Source organism: Mycobacterium palustre (assembly GCF_002101785.1).
In the GTDB taxonomy this organism is placed as follows: Bacteria; Actinomycetota; Actinomycetes; order Mycobacteriales; family Mycobacteriaceae; genus Mycobacterium; species Mycobacterium palustre.
This window is the reverse complement of the sequence record NZ_LQPJ01000098.1, coordinates 26,637-48,423: the sequence shown is the minus strand read 5'-3', so window position 1 is coordinate 48,423 and position 21,787 is coordinate 26,637. Positions and strand designations below refer to the sequence as shown.

The 21,787-nt window shown below is 69.7% G+C and carries 15 protein-coding genes and 2 pseudogenes; 9 read left to right on the top strand and 8 right to left on the bottom strand.

The window, feature by feature from the left end:
- Positions 1 to 23: 23 nt before the first annotated feature.
- Positions 24 to 443 (top strand): annotated as a pseudogene (locus AWC19_RS30555) (PE family protein); the annotation flags it as partial.
- Positions 444 to 625: 182 nt separating this feature from the next.
- On the opposite strand, the pseudogene AWC19_RS31595 reads toward AWC19_RS30555, so the two are convergent.
- Positions 626 to 820 (bottom strand): annotated as a pseudogene (locus tag AWC19_RS31595) (PE family protein); the annotation flags it as partial.
- 353 nt (positions 821 to 1,173) lie between these two features.
- Here AWC19_RS31595 and AWC19_RS11775 point away from each other — a divergent pair.
- Positions 1,174 to 2,301, top strand: a complete 1,128-nt coding sequence (locus AWC19_RS11775; RefSeq protein ID WP_211284903.1) for a tetratricopeptide repeat-containing glycosyltransferase family 2 protein — start codon at positions 1,174 to 1,176, stop codon at positions 2,299 to 2,301.
- Here AWC19_RS11775 and AWC19_RS11770 read toward each other — a convergent pair.
- Positions 2,298 to 4,283, bottom strand: coding sequence for a M13 family metallopeptidase (locus tag AWC19_RS11770; RefSeq protein WP_085078283.1), 1,986 nt, complete (start codon positions 4,281 to 4,283; stop codon positions 2,298 to 2,300). The two genes, AWC19_RS11775 and AWC19_RS11770, sit on opposite strands and share 4 nt — an antisense overlap.
- A gap of 42 nt (positions 4,284 to 4,325) precedes the next feature.
- On the opposite strand from AWC19_RS11770, the gene AWC19_RS11765 reads away from it, so the two are divergent.
- Together AWC19_RS11765 and AWC19_RS11760 are read left to right on the top strand one after the other, a co-directional pair.
- The gene (locus tag AWC19_RS11765; protein WP_085078282.1) at positions 4,326 to 4,976 is read left to right on the top strand and encodes a hypothetical protein; all 651 of its coding nucleotides are present in this window, start codon (positions 4,326 to 4,328) and stop codon (positions 4,974 to 4,976) included.
- Positions 4,973 to 5,662 (top strand): hypothetical protein, encoded by a 690-nt coding sequence (locus AWC19_RS11760; RefSeq protein WP_085078281.1) that lies wholly within the window; start codon positions 4,973 to 4,975, stop codon positions 5,660 to 5,662. Before AWC19_RS11765 ends, AWC19_RS11760 begins: the two co-directional genes overlap by 4 nt.
- A 6-nt stretch (positions 5,663 to 5,668) precedes the next feature.
- Here AWC19_RS11760 and AWC19_RS11755 read toward each other — a convergent pair whose 3' ends face one another.
- The gene (locus tag AWC19_RS11755) at positions 5,669 to 6,196 is read right to left on the bottom strand and encodes a transcriptional regulator (RefSeq protein WP_085078280.1); all 528 of its coding nucleotides are present in this window, start codon (positions 6,194 to 6,196) and stop codon (positions 5,669 to 5,671) included.
- Positions 6,193 to 9,192 carry an MMPL family transporter gene (locus AWC19_RS11750; RefSeq protein ID WP_085078279.1) on the bottom strand — a complete coding sequence of 1,000 codons (3,000 nt, stop codon included), beginning with the start codon at positions 9,190 to 9,192 and terminating at the stop codon, positions 6,193 to 6,195. The genes AWC19_RS11755 and AWC19_RS11750 overlap by 4 nt, the downstream gene beginning before the upstream one ends.
- A gap of 319 nt (positions 9,193 to 9,511) precedes the next feature.
- Here AWC19_RS11750 and AWC19_RS11745 point away from each other — a divergent pair, with 319 nt between their 5' ends.
- Positions 9,512 to 10,057: a hemophore gene (locus AWC19_RS11745; protein ID WP_085078278.1), complete on the top strand. Its 546-nt coding sequence runs from the start codon at positions 9,512 to 9,514 to the stop codon at positions 10,055 to 10,057.
- On the opposite strand, the gene AWC19_RS11740 is transcribed toward AWC19_RS11745, so the two are convergent.
- Positions 10,054 to 11,235 (bottom strand): lysylphosphatidylglycerol synthase transmembrane domain-containing protein, encoded by a 1,182-nt coding sequence (locus AWC19_RS11740; protein WP_085078277.1) that lies wholly within the window; start codon positions 11,233 to 11,235, stop codon positions 10,054 to 10,056. The two genes, AWC19_RS11745 and AWC19_RS11740, sit on opposite strands and share 4 nt — an antisense overlap.
- 139 nt (positions 11,236 to 11,374) lie before the next feature.
- On the opposite strand from AWC19_RS11740, the gene AWC19_RS11735 reads away from it, so the two are divergent.
- Positions 11,375 to 12,520 (top strand): AI-2E family transporter, encoded by a 1,146-nt coding sequence (locus AWC19_RS11735; RefSeq protein ID WP_085078276.1) that lies wholly within the window; start codon positions 11,375 to 11,377, stop codon positions 12,518 to 12,520.
- A 12-nt stretch (positions 12,521 to 12,532) separates the two neighbouring features.
- On the opposite strand, the gene mmpL3 is transcribed toward AWC19_RS11735, so the two are convergent.
- The 3 genes from mmpL3 to trmB all read right to left on the bottom strand — a co-directional run bounded on the left by mmpL3 (position 12,533) and on the right by trmB (position 16,970).
- Positions 12,533 to 15,400 carry a trehalose monomycolate exporter MmpL3 gene (gene mmpL3 / locus AWC19_RS11730; RefSeq protein ID WP_085078275.1) on the bottom strand — a complete coding sequence of 956 codons (2,868 nt, stop codon included), beginning with the start codon at positions 15,398 to 15,400 and terminating at the stop codon, positions 12,533 to 12,535.
- 61 nt (positions 15,401 to 15,461) lie between these two features.
- Entirely contained in the window at positions 15,462 to 16,169 is a 708-nt protein-coding gene (locus AWC19_RS11725; protein ID WP_085078343.1) for an NYN domain-containing protein, read from the bottom strand.
- Positions 16,170 to 16,178: 9 nt separating this feature from the next.
- On the bottom strand, positions 16,179 to 16,970 hold the full coding sequence (trmB, locus tag AWC19_RS11720; RefSeq protein ID WP_211284906.1) for a tRNA (guanosine(46)-N7)-methyltransferase TrmB: 792 nt from the start codon (positions 16,968 to 16,970) through the stop codon (positions 16,179 to 16,181).
- A 151-nt stretch (positions 16,971 to 17,121) separates the two neighbouring features.
- Between trmB and AWC19_RS11715 the strand changes: the two genes are divergently transcribed.
- The 3 genes from AWC19_RS11715 (at position 17,122) to AWC19_RS11705 (ending at position 21,737) form a co-directional block, all read left to right on the top strand.
- A complete protein-coding gene (locus AWC19_RS11715; protein WP_085078273.1) occupies positions 17,122 to 18,189 on the top strand; it encodes a hypothetical protein in 1,068 nt (355 codons plus the stop codon).
- Positions 18,186 to 19,727 (top strand): hypothetical protein, encoded by a 1,542-nt coding sequence (locus AWC19_RS11710; RefSeq protein ID WP_085078342.1) that lies wholly within the window; start codon positions 18,186 to 18,188, stop codon positions 19,725 to 19,727. Before AWC19_RS11715 ends, AWC19_RS11710 begins: the two co-directional genes overlap by 4 nt.
- A 180-nt stretch (positions 19,728 to 19,907) precedes the next feature.
- Positions 19,908 to 21,737 carry a phosphoenolpyruvate carboxykinase (GTP) gene (locus AWC19_RS11705; RefSeq protein ID WP_085078272.1) on the top strand — a complete coding sequence of 610 codons (1,830 nt, stop codon included), beginning with the start codon at positions 19,908 to 19,910 and terminating at the stop codon, positions 21,735 to 21,737.
- Positions 21,738 to 21,787 lie beyond the last annotated feature (50 nt).

The window sequence follows — 21,787 nt, the reverse complement described above, 5'->3', positions numbered from 1 at the left end:
GGCTACCGGTGAAAGGAACAGTGATGGCCTTCCTGATCGCAGCACCCGACATGCTCTCGCTGGCGGCCACCGAGGTGGCCGGGATCGGTGAGTCGGTGAGCGCGGCTCATGCGGTGGCCGCGTCGTCGACTACCGCGGTGGTGGCCGCCGCCGGTGATGAGGTCTCCACCGCGATTGCGGGGCTGTTTTCGCGCCACGCCCAACAGTTCGCCGCGCTGGCTGCGCAGGCGGTGGGGTTTCACGACCAGTTTGTGCAGGCGCTGACCGCGGCCGGGGGGGCGTATGCGGGCACCGAGGCGGCCAACGTGTCGCCGCTGCAAACCCTGGAAAACGACGTGCTGGCGGTGATCAATGCGCCCACCAACGCGTTGCTGGGGCGCCCGTTGATCGGCAACGGCGCCGATGGGGCCAGTGGGGTGCAGGGCCAGCCCGGCGCGCCGGGCTGGCCCTGCACCCCACTGGCCCCATCGGCGCCGTTGCCGATCAACGGGCGCCCCAGCAACGCGTTGGTGGGCGCATTGATCACCGCCAGCACGTCGTTTTCCAGGGTTTGCAGCGGCGACACGTTGGCCGCCTCGGTGCCCGCATACGCCCCCCCGGCCGCGGTCAGCGCCTGCACAAACTGGTCGTGAAACCCCACCGCCTGCGCAGCCAGCGCGGCGAACTGTTGGGCGTGGCGCGAAAACAGCCCCGCAATCGCGGTGGAGACCTCATCACCGGCGGCGGCCACCACCGCGGTAGTCGACGACGCGGCCACCGCATGAGCCGCGCTCACCGACTCACCGATCCCGGCCACCTCGGTGGCCGCCAGCGAGAGCATGTCGGGTGCTGCGATCAGGAAGGCCATCACTGTTCCTTTCACCGGTAGCCCCCGAAGATGCCCACACAGTATCGGCCAGCACCAGCCGGATCGCACGAGATCAAGGCCACCACCGAGCGGAAGCGTCTGCCGACCGGCGAAGTGGCAGCAACGAGATCGCGTTGGCGAGGCTCGCTGCGGGATACCATCCTTCGCGACGACGACTGCAGACAGGAGGCAGCGGTGCCGGCACCGAGGCAGGCTGCGCCGATCTGGCGTGTTGATTGAGACGGCAGCGTTGACAAAATCGACAGCAAGGCTTTAGCGAAAACCGAGAAGGGAAACTCTGGCCGGTGATCACAATAAGCTTATGTATGATCGTCAAGAACGAAGAGGAAACGCTGGAAAGATGTTTGAAATCCGTTGATGGCATTCCCGACGAGATCGTCATCGTCGATACGGGCTCGGAAGACAACACGAAGGCAATCGCCGGTAAATTCACATCACGGGTTTTCGACTTCGAATGGATCGACGACTTTTCGGCGGCGCGCAACTTCGCGTTCGCGCAGGCCGCCATGGACTACACGCTCTGGCTGGATGCCGACGACGTCCTGCTTCCGGAAGACCGGGACAAATTACTGCAGCTCAAAAACACGCTGAGTCCGACCGTGGACGCGGTCTCCATGATCTATCATTACAGTTTCGACGAATCCCGTAACGTCACCCAAAGTAATCGACGTTTCCGGTTGGTGAAAACGTCTAAAAAATTTGCCTGGGTCGGCGTGGTTCACGAGGACCTGGTGGCACCGGACACTTACACCTACTTCGACAGTGACATTGTCGTCACCCACGAAAAACCGTGCGGTGGGCCCACCTCCTCTCTGCGGAACCGGCAGATATACGAAAGGCACCTCGCAGCGGGGCGCCCGCTGAATCCCGTCGACCTTTGCCACTACGCCCGCGAGCTCGAAGCGCACGGCGAGTTCGAAAAGGCCATCCCCTACTTTGTCGAGTTCCTGGCTTGGCAGGGCAGTGGGGATGATGCGCAGCTGGACCTGAGCTTGTTTGCGCTGCACACGCTGGCGCGGTGCTACTACATGACGGGGGATCTGGACAAAGAATGGGAATGCGCGCTGAAGTCCTTGGAGTTGGACGTCCCGCGGCCCGAATTCAGCTGCCGCTTCGCCGAACGCTTCCTCAAGAAAAACCACTTTCGTCAAGCCATCTTTTGGTATGAGCTCGCCCTGCAGGACCCCGCCGCCAAGAGCACCAGGGAGTGGGGAGTGCAGAATTACCCTTTCAAGACCTGGCTTCCGCACAAACAACTCGGATTGTGCTACTACCGCATCGGGGACTATAAGCGCTCCCTGCACCACAACGAGCTGGCTCGTCGCTACCTCCCCGAAGATCAGGACATTGAAACCAATATTCGTCTTCTTCAGCGTCTGATTAACGAATCCGCCGGGGAACCTCAGGCCGTCCCGACGGACACCACTAATTAGTTCCAGATCCTGACCCGGCGCTGCGGCGTCAGGTACAACGCGTCCCCCTCGGCCACGCCGAACGCGTCGTAGAAGGCGTCGACGTTGCGGACGACGCCGTTGCACCGGAACTCCGGCGGCGAGTGCGGGTCCACCGCCAGCCGCCGAATCGTCTCGGCCTCACGCGATTTCGTGCGCCACACCTGGGCCCATCCGTAGAACACCCGCTGCACGCCGGTGAGCCCGTCGATGACGGGAGCCGGCCGGCCCTCCAGCGACAGCTGGTAGGCCAGCAGCGCAATCGATAGCCCGCCGAGGTCCCCGATGTTCTCGCCGACGGTGAACGCGCCGTTGACGTGATACTTGCCGTCGAGCGCCCTGGGCGTGTACGCGTCGTACTGTTCGATCAGCGCCTTGGTGCGGGCGGCGAACTCGGCGCGGTCGTCGTCGGTCCACCAGTCGACCAGGTTGCCGTCGCCGTCGTACTTGGCGCCCTGGTCGTCGAAGCCGTGCCCGATCTCGTGGCCGATCACCGCGCCGATGCCGCCATAGTTGGCGGCGTCGTCGGCCTCGGCGTCGAAGAACGGCCGCTGCAAAATGGCTGCGGGGAAGACGATTTCGTTCATGCCGGGGTTGTAGTAGGCGTTGACGGTCTGCGGCGTCATGAACCATTCGTCGCGGTCGACCGGGCCGCCTAGCTTGGCCAGCTCGCGGTCGTGGTTGACCGCGTATCCCCGTCGGTAGTTGCCGTACAGGTCGTTGCGGTCGATCACCAGGGCGGAGTAGTCGCGCCACTTGGTCGGGTAGCCCACCTTGGCGGTGAACTTGTCCAGCTTGGCCAGCGCGCGCTCGCGGGTCCGCGGCGTCATCCAGTCCAGCTCGGTGATCGACTGCCGGTAGGCCGCCTTCAAATTGTCCACCAGCTCGTCGATGCGGGCCTTGGCGTCCGGCGGGAAATGCCGCCGCACATACAGTTTCCCGACGGCGTCGCCCATCAGGCCCTCCACCAGCGACACCGCGCGCTTCCAGCGTTCCCGGATCTGCTCGGCGCCGGTCAGCAGGCGGCCGTAGAAGTCGAAGTCGGCGGCGACGATTCCGTCGGTCAGCCAGGCGGCGCGGGCCCGGATCAACCGCCAGCGCGCCCAGCGCTTCCAGTCCTCGAAGTCCTCGCTGCCCCAGAGCGCGGCGAACGCGGTGAGGTAATCGGGTTGGCGCACAACGACTTCCGCCAGGGCGTCCGGGCTGCCGCCCAGCGCGGCGGCCCACCGGTTCCAATCGAAGCCGTCGGCGTCGCGCTGCAGGTCGGCGAAGGTGCGCAGGTTGTAGGTGAGCTCGGCGTCGCGGCGCTTGACCACGTCCCAGTGCGCGGCCGCCAGCTTGGTCTCCAGCGCCACGATGCGCGCCGCCGTCTCGGCGTGGTCGCCCTCGTCCCCCCCGAACACCAGGCCGAACATGCGCGCGATGTGTCTCGGGTAGGCCGCCAGCACCTCGGCGTGCCGCTCGTCGCGGAAATACGATTCGTCGGGCAGCCCGATGCCGGACTGGCCGAAGTGCGCCAGGTAGCGGGCCGAGTTCTTGGCGTCGGTGTCGACGTACATCGCCACCCCGCCGCCGACCCCGGTGCGCTGCAGGGCGCCCAGCGCCGCGGCCAGCGCGGAACGGTCGGCGCAGTCCTCCACGAGGGCCAGCTCGTCGAGCAGCGGCCGCACGCCCCGCCGTTCGACCGTGTCCTCGTCGAGGAAGCTGGCGTAGAGGTCGCCGATGCGCTGCTCGTCGGTGCCGGGTGCGGCCCCGGACTCGCTGGCCTCGACGATCAGGTCGCGCACCTGCTCTTCGGCCCGGTCGAACAGCTGGCGGAACGCGCCGTCGGTGGCGCGGTCCGGGGGAATCTCGTGCTCGGCCAGCCAGCGGCCGTTGACATGGCCGAACAGGTCGTCTTGGGGTCGGGCACCGGGATCGACATAGCTCAGGTCGACCCCCGAGCGAATGGCCGCATACGTCACCCCGCCATCCTTCCACCTTCTTTTGGATGCGACGATCGGGCCATGTCCGACCCCGAACCCGACGACGACGCCGGCGACCAGCCCGACGACGCCGCCGCCGCTGCCGCCGAGGACGCCGAAGACGCAGGTGGGCCTGTGTTTTCGGGCTACGGCATCGCGTCGGCGGCCCTGGGCCTGCTGTCGGTCGGCGCGGTCGTGCTCGGCGGGTTCATCTGGTCGGCCCACCGCGACGCCGTCGGCGAACGGGTCTACCTGAGCCGCGTCATGCAGACCGCCGCCGACTGGACGGGCGTGCTGATCAACATGAACAGCGGCAACATCGACACCAGCCTGCAAAAGCTGCACGACGGGACCGTCGGGGACCTCAACGCCGACTTCGACGCGGCGATGCAGCCGTACCGCCTGGTGGTCCAGAAGCTGCAGTCGCAAAGCGCCGGCCGGATCGACTCGGTGGCGATCGAGACGGTCCGTCACGATTTGGACACCCAGCCGGGGGGCGCCGGCCCCCCGAGAGACGTGGTGACCACCAAGCTGCCGCCGTTCGCCAGCCGGACGGACACGGTGATGCTCGTCGCGACCTCGGTCAGCGAGAACGTGGGCGCCAAGCCCCAGACGGTGCACTGGAACCTGCGGCTGGCCGTGTCCGACGTGGACGGCAAGCTGATGATCTCGGGTCTGGAATCCATCCGATGAGGAACGTCTGGCGGCTGCTCGCCTTCGACATCCTGGCCCCCCTGGCCGCGATCGGCGCGCTGCTGGCGATCGGGCTGGTGCTGCGCTGGCCGCGGTGGTGGGTGGCGGCGTGCGCGGTGCTGATCGTGCTGATCGTCGAAGGCGTCAGCGTCAATTTCTGGCTGCTGCGCCGCGACGCGGTCAGCGTCGGCACCGACGACGACGCGCCGGGGCTGCGGCTGGCCGTGGTCTTCGTCTGCGCGGCGGCCCTGTCGGCGGCCGTGTTGACCGGCTACACGCACTGGACGAAGTCCGACCGCGGCTTCAACGACGACGCGCGCCAGGTGGTGCGCACCGCCACCGGGATGGCCGAGGCGATGGCGTCATTCACCCCGAGCGCCCCGATGAGCTCGATCGATCGGGCGTCGGCGATGATGGTGCCCGAGCAGGCCGGCGCGTTCAAGGACCAGTACAAGAAGTCCAGCGCCGACCTGGCCCAGCGCAACGTCACCGCCCAGGCCGCCACGCTGGCGGCCGGGGTGGAGGCCCTCGGGCCGGCGGCGGCCAGTGTGGCCGTGATTTTGCGGGTGACCCAGAACGTGCCGGGGCAGCCGCCCACTCAGGCGGCGCCGGCGCTGCGGGTGACGTTGACCAAGCGCGGCGGCAACTGGCTGGTGTCCGACGTGGCGCCGATCAGCTCGCGCTGAGGGCCCTCAGTTGGACTCGGCCGTCCGCGCGGACTTCACCTTGACGAATCGGTCCGACAGCCGGCGCATCCGGATCATCAGCGACGCCGTCGGGCTGGTGCTGCCGTCGATGTAGGCGGCCAGCTCCTCGGGCGTCACCCCGATGCGGGAGGCGAATTCGTGCTCCGCCAGCCCGGACCGTTCGATCAGCAGCGTGACGTGGCGGGCCACCTCGGCGCGTTCGTTGGCCTCCAGGTGGGCCCGCGCGCGCTCCAGCACCTCCCACAGCGCCTTGGAGATGCCGTAGGGCCGGGTGCCCGCCAGCACCTCTTCGACCTGCCGGGCGGTCCGCCCGTACGGGTCGCGCTTCAGCGCGGCGGCGATGCGCTTCCAGGTGGCGATGTCGCCGCCCTGCAGCGCCGAGCGGATCGCGGAGGTCGGCCAGAATTCGACGGGTTGTTCGGGATCCGGTGACGATCCGCCGCCGGGCCCGCGCGGTTCGCCGGCGGGCCGCTGGGGCGGCGGCGCCGGGCGCCGGTCCGATGCCAACGTCACCTCGCCTCCTCCAGCATCGCGACAGCCACCGATAGGCAGCGTTGCCTGACCTCGTCCCAGTCCGCCCTCGCATCGGGCTCCGAGAAGCCATCGTCGCTCAAATCGGAGGGGTGTGGATCCGCGAGCCGGCGGACCAACTGCGTGGCGATCCAGTGCGGCCTGGGTGTTCGACAACAGTAATACCTGTCCATCCCGGCCAGCACCACCGCAGCGGTCTCGGGTTCGACCGTTTCGACCATGTCTGCAAAGTCGGCATAATCGCGGCTGCTGTTACGGCACATGATCAGATAGCCCTTGAGGCGCAGCGCTTCGGCGCCGGTGGGGACCATCAGCCGGTCGCCGGTGGGCAGCTGCACGTTGGTGGTTTCCACCGGGCTGCGGCGCTCGAACTGGGGCGGCTCGGCGTCCTTTTTCACCGCACCGTTTTCCAGCGCGTCGATGGCCACCGACAGCCGGCCCCGCCACAGCGTGACCGGGTGAACGGGCCGGTCGCCGCCGGCGATCGCCCGGGCGATGCCGTTGCGCGACGTCAGGCCCAGCCGTTTGCTGCCCGGGTGGGCCTTGGTGTCGCCGTTGGTGGCCGCCGCGGCGGCGTCGTCGCCGATGTCGACCTGGTGCGGGATCTGTTCGGGGCCGAGTCCGCGCGCGCCGGTGGCTTTGCCGTTACGCCCGCAGCCGGTGAAGGCCAGCGGGTCCGCCACGGTGATGGCGTCGGGCGCCAGGTGCTTGAGCTTGGCGGCGGACTTGAGCACCATCCGCAGGTCGCCGCTGGGCGCGGCCAGCCCCGAGATGTCGTCGGGGATGACCACGACGTCAGCCAGGTCGACCTCGGGCAGCGGCCTGTCGAAGTCGACCGACGGCAACACGCGCGACAGCCACCGCGGCAGCCACCAGTTCCACTGCGCGAACATCGCCATCAGCGCCGGGACCAGGACCAGGCGCACCACCGTGGCGTCCACCGCGATCGCCACGGCGCAGGCCACGCCGATCTCGGCGACCAGCGGCATGCCGGCGAACGCGAAGCCGATGAACACCGCGATCATGATCAGGGCGGCGCTGGTGATCGTCCGGGCGCTGGTGCTCACCCCGTAGGCGACCGCGTCCCGGGTGTTCCCCGAGTGCAGGAAGCGTTCCCGGATGCGGGTGAGCAGGAAGATCTCGTAGTCCATCGACAGCCCGAAGGTCATCGCCAGCACCAGCGGGGGAACGGTGCTGTCGATCGAGTGGATCTGGGCGAAGCCGAGGTCGCGCAGCCAGCCCCACTGGAACACCATCACCAGGCTGCCGTAGGCGGCGGCGACCGACAGCAACGTCATCAGCACGCCCTTGAGCGCCAAAAACACCGAGTGGATCGAGATCAGCAGCATCACGAACGCGATCAGCGCCACGAACAGCAGCACCACCGGCTCGGTCTGGGCCACCTGGTCGTCGAAGTCCTTGATCAGCGCGGTCGGGCCGCCGACGTCGACGCGGGCCGTCCCCGCGTCGGGGATCTTTGGAAGCTGTTGCCGCAGCCAGGTGACGGTCTGGCGGGCGCCCATGTCCTCGGGATCCACCGACAACACCGCCGACACCAGGGCACTGCCGTTGTCCTCGGCGAATTGGGGCGGTGACACCGACACGATGTGCGGGGCCTGCGTGATGCGCTGGCGGATCGCCGAGATGGTCTCGCCGTGCTCGGGCGAGGCCGCGCCGCCGTCGGGGAAGGTGATCAGCACCTGCACGGGGCCCAGCGCGCCCGGCCCGAGCGCCTGCGCCGCCGCGCCCACCCCGGCGCGGATCTCGTGCGAGGAGTCGAACTGGCGCAGCAGGCTGTTGCCCAGGACCATCGACGCGGCCGGCGCCGCCATCACGAGTAGCACCACCGACGCGGCCACCGCCGACAGCCACGGCCGGCGCATCACCCACCCGATCCAGCGGTTCCAGAACCGGGACTGGGTGCCCTCCGGCTGCCGCGACCAGTGCAGCAGCCGCGACCGCTTGGCCGCCGACCGCCCGAAGGTCGCCAGCACCGCCGGGGTCAGGGTGGCCGAGCTCAGCATGGCCACCGCGACGGCCAGGATCGCCCCGGTGGCCATCGATTTCAGCGCCGGGGTGTTGATGATGTAGATCCCGGTCAGGGAGGCGACGACGGTCGCGCCCGACAGCACCACCGCGAGCCCGGAGGTCGCCATCGCGGCGTCGACGGCGTCGGTGTGCTGGCGCCCGGAACGCAGCTCCTCGCGGAAACGCATCAGGATGAATAGCGAATAGTCCACGGCCAGCGCGATCCCGAACATCGAGACGGTCGAGGTCACGAACACCGACATGGTGGTGTGGGTCGATAGGAAATAGACCAGGCCCATGGTCACGACGACCGTGCAGACGCCCAGGGACAGCGGGATCGCCGCGGCGGCCAGCGAACCGAACACCGCCAGCAGGACGATCAAAATGATCGGCAGGTTCCAGCGTTCGGCGGCGGCGATGTCGTGCTTGGTGTTGGCGGCGGCGGCGGCGCTGAGCGCCCCCTGGCCGATGACGTAGAGCCGCACGCGGCCGTCGGCGGTCAGGCCGGGCTGGTCGCCCTTGATCCCGATCCTCTGCCGCAGCTGCTTGGCGATGTCGCTGGTGCCGGCGTTGCGGGCGTCCAGCCGCAGCGACACCACGTACGGCCGGTCGGGCTGCGGCGGGCGTTGGGTGGGGTTGGGCGCCTCCGTGACGCCGGGAAACTCGCCGGCGATTCGGCGCAGCTGCGCTACCGCGTCGTTGATGTCGGAATAGCTGGCGTCCGGGCGGGGCGCCGCGACCAGCGCCAGCGAGGACACCCCCTGGTCGTGGTAGAGCTCCTCGAGCTGGTCGTGCACCGCCAGCGACTGGGAGCCGGCCACTTCGAAACCGCCGCCGGTGAGATTCCCGGACTGCGTCAGCGCCAGATAGACGGCCGGCACCAACGCCAGCAACCAGCCTGTGAAGACCAACCAACGGTATCGACGCAGGCTGCGGCTGAGGCGCATCATGAACTGCTGGATTTCTGCACTCCCCGGTGTCTCGCGCGGCGTGCAGGCGAGGATACCGCAGCAGCCTGTGGATTATGTCGGGTTATCAGCATCCTGAGCTGCAAGGACACCGATGTTTCTAAGACGCCGTGAAGCCGTTGTGAACCGGTGACTATAAGGATCTAAGTCACACGAGTGGCAGCCGCGGGGCGGGCGGTGGCAGGATGTCGGATGGCCGCGCGGGTACCGGGGATCCCGCCACCAAAAGCCTTCTATCGCAGCCGCCTACGGGGTGTCCACGACGAGGCACGTGTATCGGCGAACACCCAAGGAGTGATCCATGACGACAGGCACCGCGACCAGGCGCCGCAGGCTCCTCGCCGGGCTGATCGCCGCCGCCGCGCCCGCCGCCGCCTTCGCGGTGCTGGCCGGCCCGCCGGCGACGGGCGCCAACGACCCCTGCTCGGCCAGTGAGGTCGCCCGCACGATCGGTTCGGTCTCCAAGTCGATGGGCGACTACCTGGACTCGCACCCGCAGACCAACCAGGCGATGACGACGATGCTGCAGCAGCAGGCCGGCCCGCAGTCGTTGACCGGGTTGAAGTCCTACTTCGAGGCCAACCCGAAGGTCGCCGGCGACATGACGTCGATGGCGCAGCCGCTGACCAACCTGTCGATGCAGTGCAAGCTGCCGATCACGATCCCTCAGGCGATGGGCCTGATGCAGCAGGCGCAGGGCGCCGCGGGCGGGCTGCCCGCGCTGCCGGGCGGCGCCGCGGGCACCCCGCCGGAGGCGACCGCGCCGGCCCCCACCGGTGCCAGCCAGGGCGGCACGCTGCCCGGCGTCACGATCGGCGGCGCGCCGAAGCCCGGCAACGTCGGTTAAGCGCCGGCGGGCCGGCCGTCGGGGCCGGCCTCGGGCGGCGGGACGGGCCCCCGCGGGGCGCCGCCGGCCGGGTCGGCGGCGGGGTCGTCGCGGTGGCGCACCACCGGCAGCGGCCCGGTGATCGGGTCGTCGTCGGAGTCGGTGACGTTCTCGGTGCGGAACACGAAGAAGAACACCACCCAGCCGACGGCGGCGATGAATAGCCAGCTGATCAGCCGGTACAGCAGCATGGCCGAGATCGCGCTGGGCAGGGACATCCCGCTGGACACCAGGCCGGGCACCAGCACCGCCTCGACCACCAACAAGCCGCCGGGCATCAGCGGTATGGTGCCGACCGCGCGGGCGGCGGCGTAGGCCACCGTCAGCCCGGCGACCGAGGCGTGGTCGCCGGCGGCGTAGGCGGCGAAGCCCAGGCAGGCCACGTCGGCGATCCAGTTGAACATCGACCAGCTGAACGCCACGCCCAGGTCGCGGCGGCCCAGGCTCACCGATTCCAGCTGGCTGAGCGTCTCGCGCCACTTGTCCAAACCGGTGTCCGCCGGCTTGCCGCGCACGGAGTTGAACCAGGCCAGCACCCGGCCGCCGATGCCCTCGATCAGCTCGGGGCGCGACGCCACCGCCTGGGCCAGCAGCAACAGCGCGACGAAACCGCCGAGCGTGAACAGCAATGAGAACGGGTTGTTCTTGGCGCCCAGGAAGAACGCGCCGCCCAGCCCCAGCAGCGCCAGCCCCACGGCCTGCAGCACGCCCGACATCACCAGCTGCCACGAGGCCACCACCGCCGAGGCGCCCCAGATCCGCTGCTGGCGGAACAGGAAGGTGGCCGACAGCACCGGCCCGCCGGGCAGCGTGGTGCTCAGCGAGTTGGCGGCGTAGAACGCGGCCTCCGACCGCAGCTGCTTGACGTGCACACCGGCCGACCTCAGCAGGGTGCGCTGGATCTGGGCGAAGCTGTGCATCGACGCGGCCGCGGCCAGCACCGACGCGATCAGCCACCACCAGTTCGCCTCGTACAGGCTCATCCAGGCCTTGGCCAGCTGGTCCCAGCCGAGCGAGACCTCCACAGCAAGCACGACGGCGACGATTCCCAGCACCACCCAGCGCACCCACCAGTACTTGCCGCGCGGGGTCGGTTCGCGCGCCAGGTCGAGCTTGCGGGGCGGTGCGTGGTGCGGCACGTGGTTTAGGGTAACCGCGCAGGTGGCGCGGCCAGCGCGGCGAAGCGCCGACTGTGTCGGGGTCGTACCGGGGTCGTAACCGGATCGTGGCGGCCGCGCTGGGCGGTCGGAGCAAAGCGCCGCCAGATAGGCTGACCTGATGCCGGCAAACCCCGACGACGCCGTAGAGGCTGGGTCAGTCGAACCGCTCGTCCGCAAGGCCGCCGCCTGGTCGTGGCGGTTGCTCGTCATCCTCGCCGCGGTGCTCGCCCTGCTGTGGGTCGTGAAGAAGCTGGAGGTGGTCGTCGTCCCGGTGTTGCTGGCCTTGATTGTCAGCGCGTTGCTCGTGCAGGCGGTCGACTGGCTGGACCAGCGGGGCCTGCCGCGCGGTGCGGCGGTGGCGCTGGTGTTGTTCGGCGGCTTCGCCGTCTTGGGCGGCATCCTGGCTTTCGTCATCATCCAGTTCGTCTACGGGCTGCCGGACCTGACCGAAGAGGTGAGCCGAAGCATCGACTCCACCCGGCGCTGGCTGATCGAGGGGCCGCTGCATTTGCGCGGCGAACAAATCTCCAACGCGGGCAACGCCGCGATCCAGGCGCTGCACAACAACCAGTCCAAGCTCACCAGCGGCGCGCTGGCGACGGCCGCCACCATCACCGAGGTGGTCATCGCGGCCGTATTGGCTTTGTTCACTTTGATATTCATGCTCTACGGCGGGCGCAACATCTGGCAATACGTCACGAAGATCTTCCCAGTCGGCGTCCGCGACCGGGTGCGCGAGGCGGGCCACGCGGGATACGTGTCGCTGATCGGCTACGTGCGGGCGACGTTCCTGGTCGCCCTGACCGACGCCGCGGGTGTGGGCACCGGGCTGGCGATCATGGGCATCCCGCTGGCGCTGCCGCTGGCCTCGCTGGTGTTTCTGGGCGCGTTCGTCCCGCTCGTCGGCGCGGTGGTCGCGGGCTTCTTGGCCGTGGTGGTGGCGCTGCTGGCCAAGGGAGTCGTCTACGCGCTGATCACACTGGGTTTGCTAATCGCGGTGAACCAGCTCGAGGCGCATTTGCTGCAGCCGCTGGTGATGGGGCGCGCGGTGTCGATCCATCCGCTCGCGGTGGTGCTGGCGATCTCGACCGGCGGGGTGCTCGCCGGGATCGTCGGCGCCCTGCTGGCCGTCCCGACGGTCGCGTTCGTCAACAACGCGATGCAGGTGCTGCTGGCCCCGGATCCCGCCGCCGAAGCAGAAAAGCAGGCCGAGGAGGCCGACGAGTCGGCGATCGTCCAGGCGGAACCGGACCGGCCCGACTGATCCGCCGAGCGCCTAGAGGCGCCCCTCGCGGCGCAGCAGGTCCTGGGCGCTGACCGGCGCGCCCCCCGCGCCGCCGCCGCGGCGCCGCTGCCGCGGGTTGTCGCCGTTCTCGCCTTGCCCGCGCGAGTTGAGCTGCTCGGTGGCCGTGCCCGAGTCGTCGCCGTCGGAGCGCATGACCGGCAGGGCGGTGGTCGGCTCGGCCGGGTCGGCGCTGTCGCCGGAACGGTTGGTCGGGAGCGGCATGGCCCGCGTCTGACCGCCCGACGGCGGCGGCGGGGGCGCCGGCTGCGGCGGCGTGGCGGGACGCGGCCCGGCTGGCGGGACCGTGAGGCGCGTCGTCGGCGCTTGCGTCGGCTGGCTCGGCGGGGCCTGCAACCGCGCGGTGTTCGCGGCGGCGGGCGCCGGCGGCTGGGCCGGCCGCGGCTCCGGCGGGCCGGCCGGGGGCCGCGCCGGGCGCGACGGCTCCAGCGCGCCGGGATGGGTGGGGTCGTGCGGCGCGCGCGGCGTCGCGGCGACCAGGCTGGCCGCGGCGACCGGAGGCCGCGCGGTCCGCCCGTTGAGGGTGGGCCGCTTGCGCTCGTCGGGCAGGTCGATCTCGCCCAGCCCGAGCCGGTTCTGCAGCCGGCGGGCCCAGCGCGGGGCCCACCAGCAATCGTCGCCGAGCAGCTTCATCACCGAGGGCACCAGGAACATCCGGACCACGGTCGCGTCCAGCAGCAAGGCGGCCATCAGCCCGAAGGCCAGGTACTTCATCAGCACCAGGTCGCTGAACACGAACGACGCGGCGACCACGGCGAGCACCAGCGCGGCGGCCGTGATCAGCCGCCCGGTGGTCGCCGTGCCGATCCGGATGGCCTCGGCGGTGGACATGCCGCGCTCGCGGGCCTCGACCATCCGGGACACCAAAAACACCTCGTAGTCGGTGGCCAGGCCGAAGCCCACGGCGACGACCAGCGCGATCAGCACCACCATCAGCGGCGTCGGCGTGAAGTTCAGCCACGTCGAGAAGTGCCCGTCGACGAAGATCCACGTCAGGATCCCCAGGGTGGATCCCAGCGTCAGCGCGCTCATCACCACCGCCTTGATCGGCAGCACGAACGATCCGAACGCCAGGAACATCAGCACCGTCGTCGCGCCGAGCAGCAACACCAGCATCAGCGGGGCCTTGTCGAACAGGCTGTGGATGCTGTCCTGCTCGAGCGCCGGCGTGCCGCCGACCAGCAGGCTGAGGCCTTTCGGCGCCGATACCGCGCGCAGTTCGCTGATCTTCTTGGCCGCGTCATTGCGGTTGGACAACCCGTTCTGGATCACCCGCACCGAGTCGTCCTTGGGCTGCGACGTCCCGTTCGGCCCGTTGACGCAGGGATTGCCGGCGATGGTCGGGCAGGGCCGCTCCTGCCACGTCTTGTCGGTGAACCCGGTGATCGGCGCGATCCTGTTGCGGATGTCGGCGACCTGCTGATCGGTGACCTTGCTGCCGTTGTCGCTCTTGATCACGACGGTCAGCTGTTCGGTGCGGTACCCGGGGAACAACTTGTCGAAGTGCTCCTGCGCCAGGCGCACGGAGTTGTTCGGCGGCAGGTACTTCTCGCTCATGCCCCCGAACGACAGGTTGCCCAGCGGAATGACCAGCAGGATCATGCCGACGGCGATCGGGATGGCGAACGCAAGCGGACGCTTCATCACGAAGTTGACGAGCTTGCCCCAGAAGCCGGCCTCGACCTCCTCGCGCGTCTTGGTCTTCTGCAGCCGCTCCGCGAGCCACTCGAGGTAGACGCGCGACACCTTCCAGTTCCGCAAAAACGGCACCCGCAACGCGGTCCGCACGCCCAGCGCGTCCACGTGGCGCCCGAGGATGCCCAGGCACGCCGGCAGCAGCGTGATCGATAGCAGCGCGGCCAGCCCGACCGCCGCGAAGATCGCGTAGGTCAGCGAATGCACAAATCCCTGCGGCAACGCCAGCAGGCTGGCGCTCGAGGCGATGATCAGCACCGCCGAGAAGGTGACGGTGCGGCCGGCCGTCATCACCGTGCGCCGCACCGCCGCCTCGGTGTCGTAGCCCTCGGCGATCTCCTCCCGGAACCGGCTGACCACGAACAGCCCGTAGTCGATGGCGATGCCGAGGCCGATCAGCGACACCACCGGCTGGGCGAAGTAGTGCACCGGGCCGAAAATCGCGACGAACCGCAGGATGCCCAGCGCGCCGGCGATGCTCAGCCCGCCCACCATCACCGGCAGGCCGGCGGCGATCGCGCCGCCGAACACCAAGAACAACACGACCGTCACCGCCGGCAGCGCGAGCACCTCCATGCGGCGCTGGTCGGTGGCGATGGTCCCGGTCAGGGCGTTGGCGATCGGCTCGAGGCCGGCCAGCTGAACCTTGCCGCCGTCGAGCTTCTGCAGGTCGGGCGCGATCGTCTTGTAGTTGTTGAGGATCGTGTCGTCGTCGTCGCCCTTCAGTGGGATGGACACGAAGGTGTGCTTCTTGTCTTCGGTCGCCATCCCCTTGATCAGCGGGGGCGCGTCGGCCGGGTCGGCCACCGCCAGCCAGCCCGCCCACCCGACGACCTGGTTGGGGTGGTCGTTCTTGAACTTGTTGAGCTCGTCGACGATCTTCTGCTTCCATGCCGGGTCGTCGACGGTCTTGCCGTCGGGAGCGGTGAAGGTGGCGACGATGTGGCTGGTGCGGTCGCGGCCGTAGGTCTGGTCGCCCAGCACCGAGGCCTTGACCGACTGGCTGCCGTCGTCGTAGAAACCGCTCTGGGTAACGTGCTTTCCCAGGCTCAGCCCGAAGACGCCGCCGCCGAGGCACAGAGCCACCATGACCCCGATTACGATGTACCGGTAGCGGTACACAGTTCGACCCCACCAGGCGAACACGTGAGCTCCTTACTGGATCGAATGTGACCCGCGCTGTGTCATTGGAGTTCCGCCGCCAGTCTCACACACGCGTGGTCAACAGTGCGGACAGCGGCCGGAACGGCTGCAGCCACGCCCCCTGGTCAGGCAGCGAATCTAGCCCGATTCGCGGCAACGGTTCCCGGAACACACCCGCGATGTCTTCCAGGTCGACGAAGTCCAAGGTATCCGACGCTAGCGCCCAACTCGCGTGTTCGCGAAATCCGATCACCTGAACGCCGATGCCGGTGCGTGCGATCTCCTGCAGCGGCTGGCGGAACGCCTGCCCGTCCGCGGAGGCCACGACCAGCGCCGCCAGCCCCTCGGAACGCCGCCGTTCGATGTGCGCGAGCATGTCGCGGTCGACGTCGCTGTCCTCGTCGATCTTCGGCTTGGCGAACACGGCGAAGCCGACGTTGCGCAGCGCGTCCACCCAGGGCCGGACCACCTCGGCGCTGCCGGGCGCGATGTTGGTGAAGACGGTGGCCTCGGGTTCGATCACGACGCCCGGGCGGGCCGCGCTGACCTCGGCCGTGCGCGCCAGCAGCCACCGGCCGAGGGCGTCGAACCGCGGCCGTTCCAGGGCGGTCGGCCGGCGACCGAGGATGGAACCCAGGCCCATGTCGAGGTTGGGCGCGTCCCACACCAAAAGGACGCGACCGCCGGGGGTGGGGAAGCTGTTCAGGCCCTCGGCCGACAGGACGGCCGGCGATTCCAGGGATTCCGGTGCGGTTTCTTCCGTCAGGCTCATGCTCATCGCCTACTCATGGTCTGAATGTCGAAGCCAAATGAATTCGGTCACGGCGCTGCCCGCTTCTTGGGCCTTCGTCTCGTACTTGGTGGTGGGCCGGGCGACCGAGATCGGCAGGCGGTCGCCCGGCTCGGCGCGTCGCAGCCGCGGTTCGGCGTCACCGACGTCGCCGATGTGCTCGGCGTAGCCGGGGTGGTCCGTGGCGGCGTGCAGGACACCGCCAGGGAGTAGCCGGTCGGCGATCAGGCCAATCGTGCCGGTTTGCAGGAACCGGCGCTTGTGGTGGCGGGCCTTGGGCCACGGGTCGGGGAAGAAGACCCGCACGCCGGTCAGCGAGGCGGGCGCGATGAGGTGGGCCAGCACGTCGACCGCGTTTCCGTGGATCAGCCGGATGTTGCGAACGCCTTCGCGGTCGATCGCCGAGAGCAGCTGCGCCAGGCCCCGTCGGTAGACCTCGACCGCGATCACGTCGACGCCGGGCTCGTCGGCGGCCATCGCCAGCGTGGATGTGCCGCTGCCGCAACCGATTTCGAGAACTACGGGCGCCCGACGGCCGAACCAGGCGCCGGTGTCCAGCGGTTCGCGATCCCCGGCGTGGCTGCCCAGCGAGAGGCCCAGCCTCGGCCAGAGCCGCTCCCAGGTTTCGCGTTGGCCGCCCGAAAGGGTGGACCGCCGCGAGCGGAAACTCGTGGTGGGAAGGGGACGGCGTTCGTCGGTACCCAGGCCTGTTTCCACCTCCGCCGGCGCGTCGGGACACGTCCTGACCCCGGGTTGCGCATGCATTTGTCCATGGTGGCCTATGAACCGCCGGGGTTGCCGCCCCTGGTCCAGATTGATACCCAACAGTTGCCTTCGGCTGGTAACGGGGGGCCGGTGGCTCGCATCTCGCCGATGCAAATGCCACCATGCGGGGAACAACGCCGGCGGGTCGATCGGATCTAATGGGCAGGACATGACGGGACTAGGGCACCGAACCTTCGCCGACGAGCTGGCGCGCTTCGCCGCCGGGCGCGCGGACCCGCGCGTGAGTGCGATCGCGGAGCGGGCCGGCGCGCCGCTGCGCGTCGCCGTCCGCGGGCGCCCGACCGTGGGGCGCCGCACGGTGGCGCGGGCCCTGGACGTGGCCGGAAAGGCCCGCGGCATCCGGGTGGCGAGCGGAAAGACGCCCGCCGACGTCGTCGTCTATGTCACCGCGGAGGTGCTCAAGCCCGAAGATGTCGACGCGATCGCCACCGCCGGGCTCCCGGTGCTGGCCGTGCTGAACAAGGCCGACCTGACCGGCTCGCTTTCCGGGCGGGCCGGTGACGGGCCGATCGGGGCGGCCCGGGGCCGCTGCGCCCGGCTCGCGGAGCTGGTTCGCGCGCCCGTGGAGCCGATGATCGGCCTGCTCGCCGTGACCGCCCTGGACGGCCTGGACGCCGCCCTGTGGGCGGCGCTGCGGGAGCTGGCCGCCGACCCGCGCGGCGCCGGCGCCCTCGACGGGTCGTTTGCTGGCTTCATGGCAGCGAACAACGCCGTGCCGGCCGAGCTGCGGTCGCGGTTGCTGGCAACCCTGGACCTGTTCGGCACGGCGGTGAGCATCGCGGCGCTGCGTCGGGGTGCGGCGCCGGCGCAGGTCCGGGCGCTGCTGCGCCGGATCAGCGGGGTGGACGCCGTCCTGGGCCAGATCTCGGTCGCCGGGGCCGAGGCGCGCTACCGGCGCGTGCTTGCGGCCGTCGCGGAACTGCAGGCGCTGGCCGTCACCGCAGACGAGACTTCCCAAGCCATCGCCGGGTTCCTGGCCGGCGACGACGCCGTGGTCGCCCGCATGGCCGCCGCCGTCGCCGTGGCCGAGGCGGCCGGGCTGCGCGTCGACCCCGCCACCGACGCGGCCGCCCACCTGCCGCGGGCCGTGCGCTGGCAGCGCTACAGCCGCGGCCCGGTGAGCGACCTGCATCGCGCCTGCGGCGCCGACATCGCCCGCGGGTCGCTGCGGCTGTGGTCGCGGGCCGGCGGGCCGCTGCCCGGGGGGTCCCGATGAGCGACGACCCGACCGCCCAGGTGGACGCGCTGGTGGCGGGCATCGGGCCCCGGCTCGACGCGCCCGCCGTCACCCGCCGCGACGTGGTGTTGGTGACCGGGCCCTGGCTGGCGGGGGTGACCGCGGTGGTGGCGGCGCTGCGCGAGCGGCTGCCCCAGCACAAGTTCGTCGAGTCGGCGGACCTGGGGCCCGGCGAGGCGCCGACCGCCGTGGTGTTCGTCGTGTCCGCGGCGGCCGCGCTGACCGCCTCCGACTGCGCCCTGCTGGACGCCGCGGCCGAGCACACCGATGCGGTGGTGGGCGTGGTGTCCAAGATCGACGTGCACCGCAACTGGCCCGACGTGCTGGCCGCCAACCGCGACGCCCTGGCCGCGCACGCCCCGCGCTACGGGCAGGTGCCGTGGGTCGGCGCGGCGGCCCTGCCCGACCTCGGTGAGCCGATCGTCGACGACCTGGTGGGCACCGTCGCGGCGCGGCTGGCCGACCCCGACCTCGCCCGGCGAAACAGGCTGCGGGCGTGGGAGTCCCGCCTGCAGACGGTCGTCCGGCGGATCGACCGCGACGCCGAGGGCGTCGGCCGGCGGGCGCGGGTCGACGCGTTGCGCGAGGAGCGCAGCACCGCCCTGCGCCAGCGCCGCCAGGCCAAGACCGAGCGCACCATCACCCTGCGCGGCCAGATTCAGCAGGCCCGGGTGCAGCTGTCCTACTTCGCGCGCAACCGCTGCAGCTCGGTGCGCACCGAGCTGCAGGAGGACGCGGCGGGCCTGTCCCGGCGCAAGATGGCGGGTTTTGAGGCCTACACCCGCGGCCGGGTCGACGAGGTGGTCGCCGAGGTGAGCGAGGGCACCACCACCCAGCTCGCGGATGTCGCGCAGGTGTTGGGCGTCCCGGTGGCCCCGCAGCCGACCGAGGGCGCTGAGCAGCTGCCGACGGTCGACCTCCCGCCCCCGCCGCTGAAGTCGCGGCGGCAGGAGACCTGGCTGATGATGCTTCTCGGCGCCGGGTTCGGGCTGGGCGTGGCGCTGACGCTGAGCCGGCTGGTGGGCGGCCTGGCCGCGCGGCTGAGCCCCGCGCTGGCGATCGCCGGCGCCGCGGCGTGCGTGGCGATCGGGCTGGCGGTCACCTTCGTGGTGATCCACATCCGGGGCCTGCTGCGCGACCGGGCGTTGCTGGACAGATGGGTCGGCGAGGCGACGGCATCCCTGCAGGCGGTGGTCGAGGAGCTGGTCGCCACCCGCGTGCTGGCCGCCGAGTCGATGCTGAGCACCGCGCTGATCGCCCGGGACGAGGCCGAAAACGCGCAGCTGGGCGAGCGGGTCAGCGCGATCGACAGCGAACTGCGCGAGCACGCGATCGCGGCGGCCCGGGCGGCGGCGGTGCGGGACCGGGAGATGCCCACGGTTAAGGCCGCGCTAAACGCCGTGCGAGCGGAGCTGGGGGAACCGGGTGTACCCCCGGCCGAAAGCCCCGGCCCGGACGCGGGCGGGGACGACACCGAGGAAACGGCTTCAAGGAGCGCGAATGACGACGATTCGTGACGTTCGGTGAGGCTTCTGAATCGTTGTTGTGAGGAGGCTTATACCCGCCCGAGACCTCCCCGACAAGTCGGCCACGATAACCTGTAGTTAACGCCACCATGTAAACAGTTGTGTGGGCGAATGCATACCCGAAGCGAAGAGCTGCCCGTAGCCAGGCAGTAGAACCCACAGGAGAGTTCGATGACTTCAGCGACCATTCCCGGTCTGGACAGCGCCCCTACCGATCACCAGGGCCTGCTTGCATGGGTAGCGGAGGTCGCCGAGCTCACCCAGCCGGACCGGGTGGTATTCGCTGACGGCTCCGACGAGGAGTGGAAGCGGCTCACCGACGAGCTCGTCGAGGCGGGCACGTTCAAGCGGCTGAACCCGAAGAAGTACCCGAACTCGTTTTTGGCGCTGTCGGATCCGTCCGACGTGGCGCGGGTGGAATCCCGGACCTTCATCTGTTCGGAGCGGCAGGAGGACGCCGGCCCCACCAACAACTGGATGGACCCCGCCGAGATGCGGTCCACGATGACCGAGCTGTACCGGGGCTGCATGCGCGGCCGCACCATGTGGGTGGTCCCGTTCTGCATGGGCCCGCTCGGCGCCGAGGACCCGAAGCTGGGCGTGGAGATCACCGACTCCGAATACGTCGTGGTGTCCATGAAGGTGATGACCCGGATGGGCAAGGCCGCGCTGGAGAAGATGGGCGACGACGGGTTCTTCGTCAAGGCGCTGCACTCCGTCGGCGCCCCCCTGGAGCCGGGCCAAAAGGACGTCCCGTGGCCGTGCAACGACACCAAGTACATCACCCACTTCCCGGAGACCCGCGAGATCTGGAGCTACGGCTCCGGCTACGGCGGCAACGCGCTGCTGGGCAAGAAGTGCTACTCGCTGCGCATCGCCTCGGCGATGGCCCACGACGAGGGCTGGCTCGCCGAGCACATGTTGATCCTCAAACTGATCTCCCCGGAGAACAAGGCCTACTACTTCGCCGCGGCGTTCCCGTCGGCGTGCGGCAAGACCAACCTCGCCATGCTGCAGCCGACCATCCCGGGCTGGCGCGCCGAGACCCTCGGTGACGACATCGCCTGGATGCGTTTCGGCAAGGACGGCCGGCTGTACGCGGTCAACCCGGAGTTCGGCTTCTTCGGGGTCGCGCCCGGCACCAACTGGAAGTCCAACCCCAACGCCATGCGCACGATCTCCGCGGGCAACACCGTCTTCACCAACGTCGCGCTGACCGACGACGACGAGGTGTGGTGGGAAGGCCTGGAGGGCGAGCCGGACCACCTGATCGACTGGAGAGGCGACGATTGGTACATCCGCGAGACGGAAACCAAAGCGGCCCACCCGAATTCGCGTTACTGCACACCGATGTCGCAGTGCCCGATCCTGGCGCCGGAGTGGGACGACCCGCAGGGCGTGCCGATCTCCGGCATCCTGTTCGGCGCCCGCCGCAAGACCACGGTGCCGCTGGTGACCCAGGCGCGCGACTGGCAGCACGGCGTGTTCATGGGCGCCACCATGGGCAGCGAGCAGACCGCCGCCGCCGAGGGCAAGGTCGGCACGGTGCGCCGCGACCCGATGGCCATGCTGCCGTTCCTGGGCTACCACGTCGCCGACTACTTCCAGCACTGGCTCGACCTGGGCAAGAACTCCGACGAGTCCAAGCTGCCGAAGGTGTTCTTCGTCAACTGGTTCCGCCGGGGCGAGAAGGGCGAGTTCCTCTGGCCCGGGTTCGGTGAGAACAGCCGCGTGCTGAAGTGGATCGTCGACCGCATCGAGCACCGGGCCGGCGGCCAGGACACCCCGATCGGCATCGTGCCCACCGCCGCGGACCTGGACCTGGACGGCCTGGACGTCAAAAGCGACGACGTCGCCAAGGCGCTGGCGGTCAACGCCGACGAGTGGCGTCAGGAACTGCCGCTGATCGAGGAGTGGTTCGAGTTTGTGGGCGACAAGCTGCCCACCGGCGTCAAGGACGAGTTCGAGGCGCTCAAGCAGCGGCTGGCCGACGCCGACTAACCCGCGCTGGCGGCCAATCGCCTGCCGCCGCAAGGCATGGATTGGCCGGC

Coding starts and splice junctions, on each gene's coding strand:
- AWC19_RS11775 (WP_211284903.1), top strand. CDS start 1,174: ATGATCGTCAAGAACGAAGAGGAAACGCTGGAAAGATGTTTGAAATCC.
- AWC19_RS11765 (WP_085078282.1), top strand. CDS start 4,326: ATGTCCGACCCCGAACCCGACGACGACGCCGGCGACCAGCCCGACGAC.
- AWC19_RS11760 (WP_085078281.1), top strand. CDS start 4,973: ATGAGGAACGTCTGGCGGCTGCTCGCCTTCGACATCCTGGCCCCCCTG.
- AWC19_RS11750 (WP_085078279.1), bottom strand. CDS start 9,192: ATGATGCGCCTCAGCCGCAGCCTGCGTCGATACCGTTGGTTGGTCTTC.
- AWC19_RS11745 (WP_085078278.1), top strand. CDS start 9,512: ATGACGACAGGCACCGCGACCAGGCGCCGCAGGCTCCTCGCCGGGCTG.
- AWC19_RS11735 (WP_085078276.1), top strand. CDS start 11,375: ATGCCGGCAAACCCCGACGACGCCGTAGAGGCTGGGTCAGTCGAACCG.
- AWC19_RS11725 (WP_085078343.1), bottom strand. CDS start 16,169: ATGAGCCTGACGGAAGAAACCGCACCGGAATCCCTGGAATCGCCGGCC.
- AWC19_RS11715 (WP_085078273.1), top strand. CDS start 17,122: ATGACGGGACTAGGGCACCGAACCTTCGCCGACGAGCTGGCGCGCTTC.
- AWC19_RS11710 (WP_085078342.1), top strand. CDS start 18,186: ATGAGCGACGACCCGACCGCCCAGGTGGACGCGCTGGTGGCGGGCATC.
- AWC19_RS11705 (WP_085078272.1), top strand. CDS start 19,908: ATGACTTCAGCGACCATTCCCGGTCTGGACAGCGCCCCTACCGATCAC.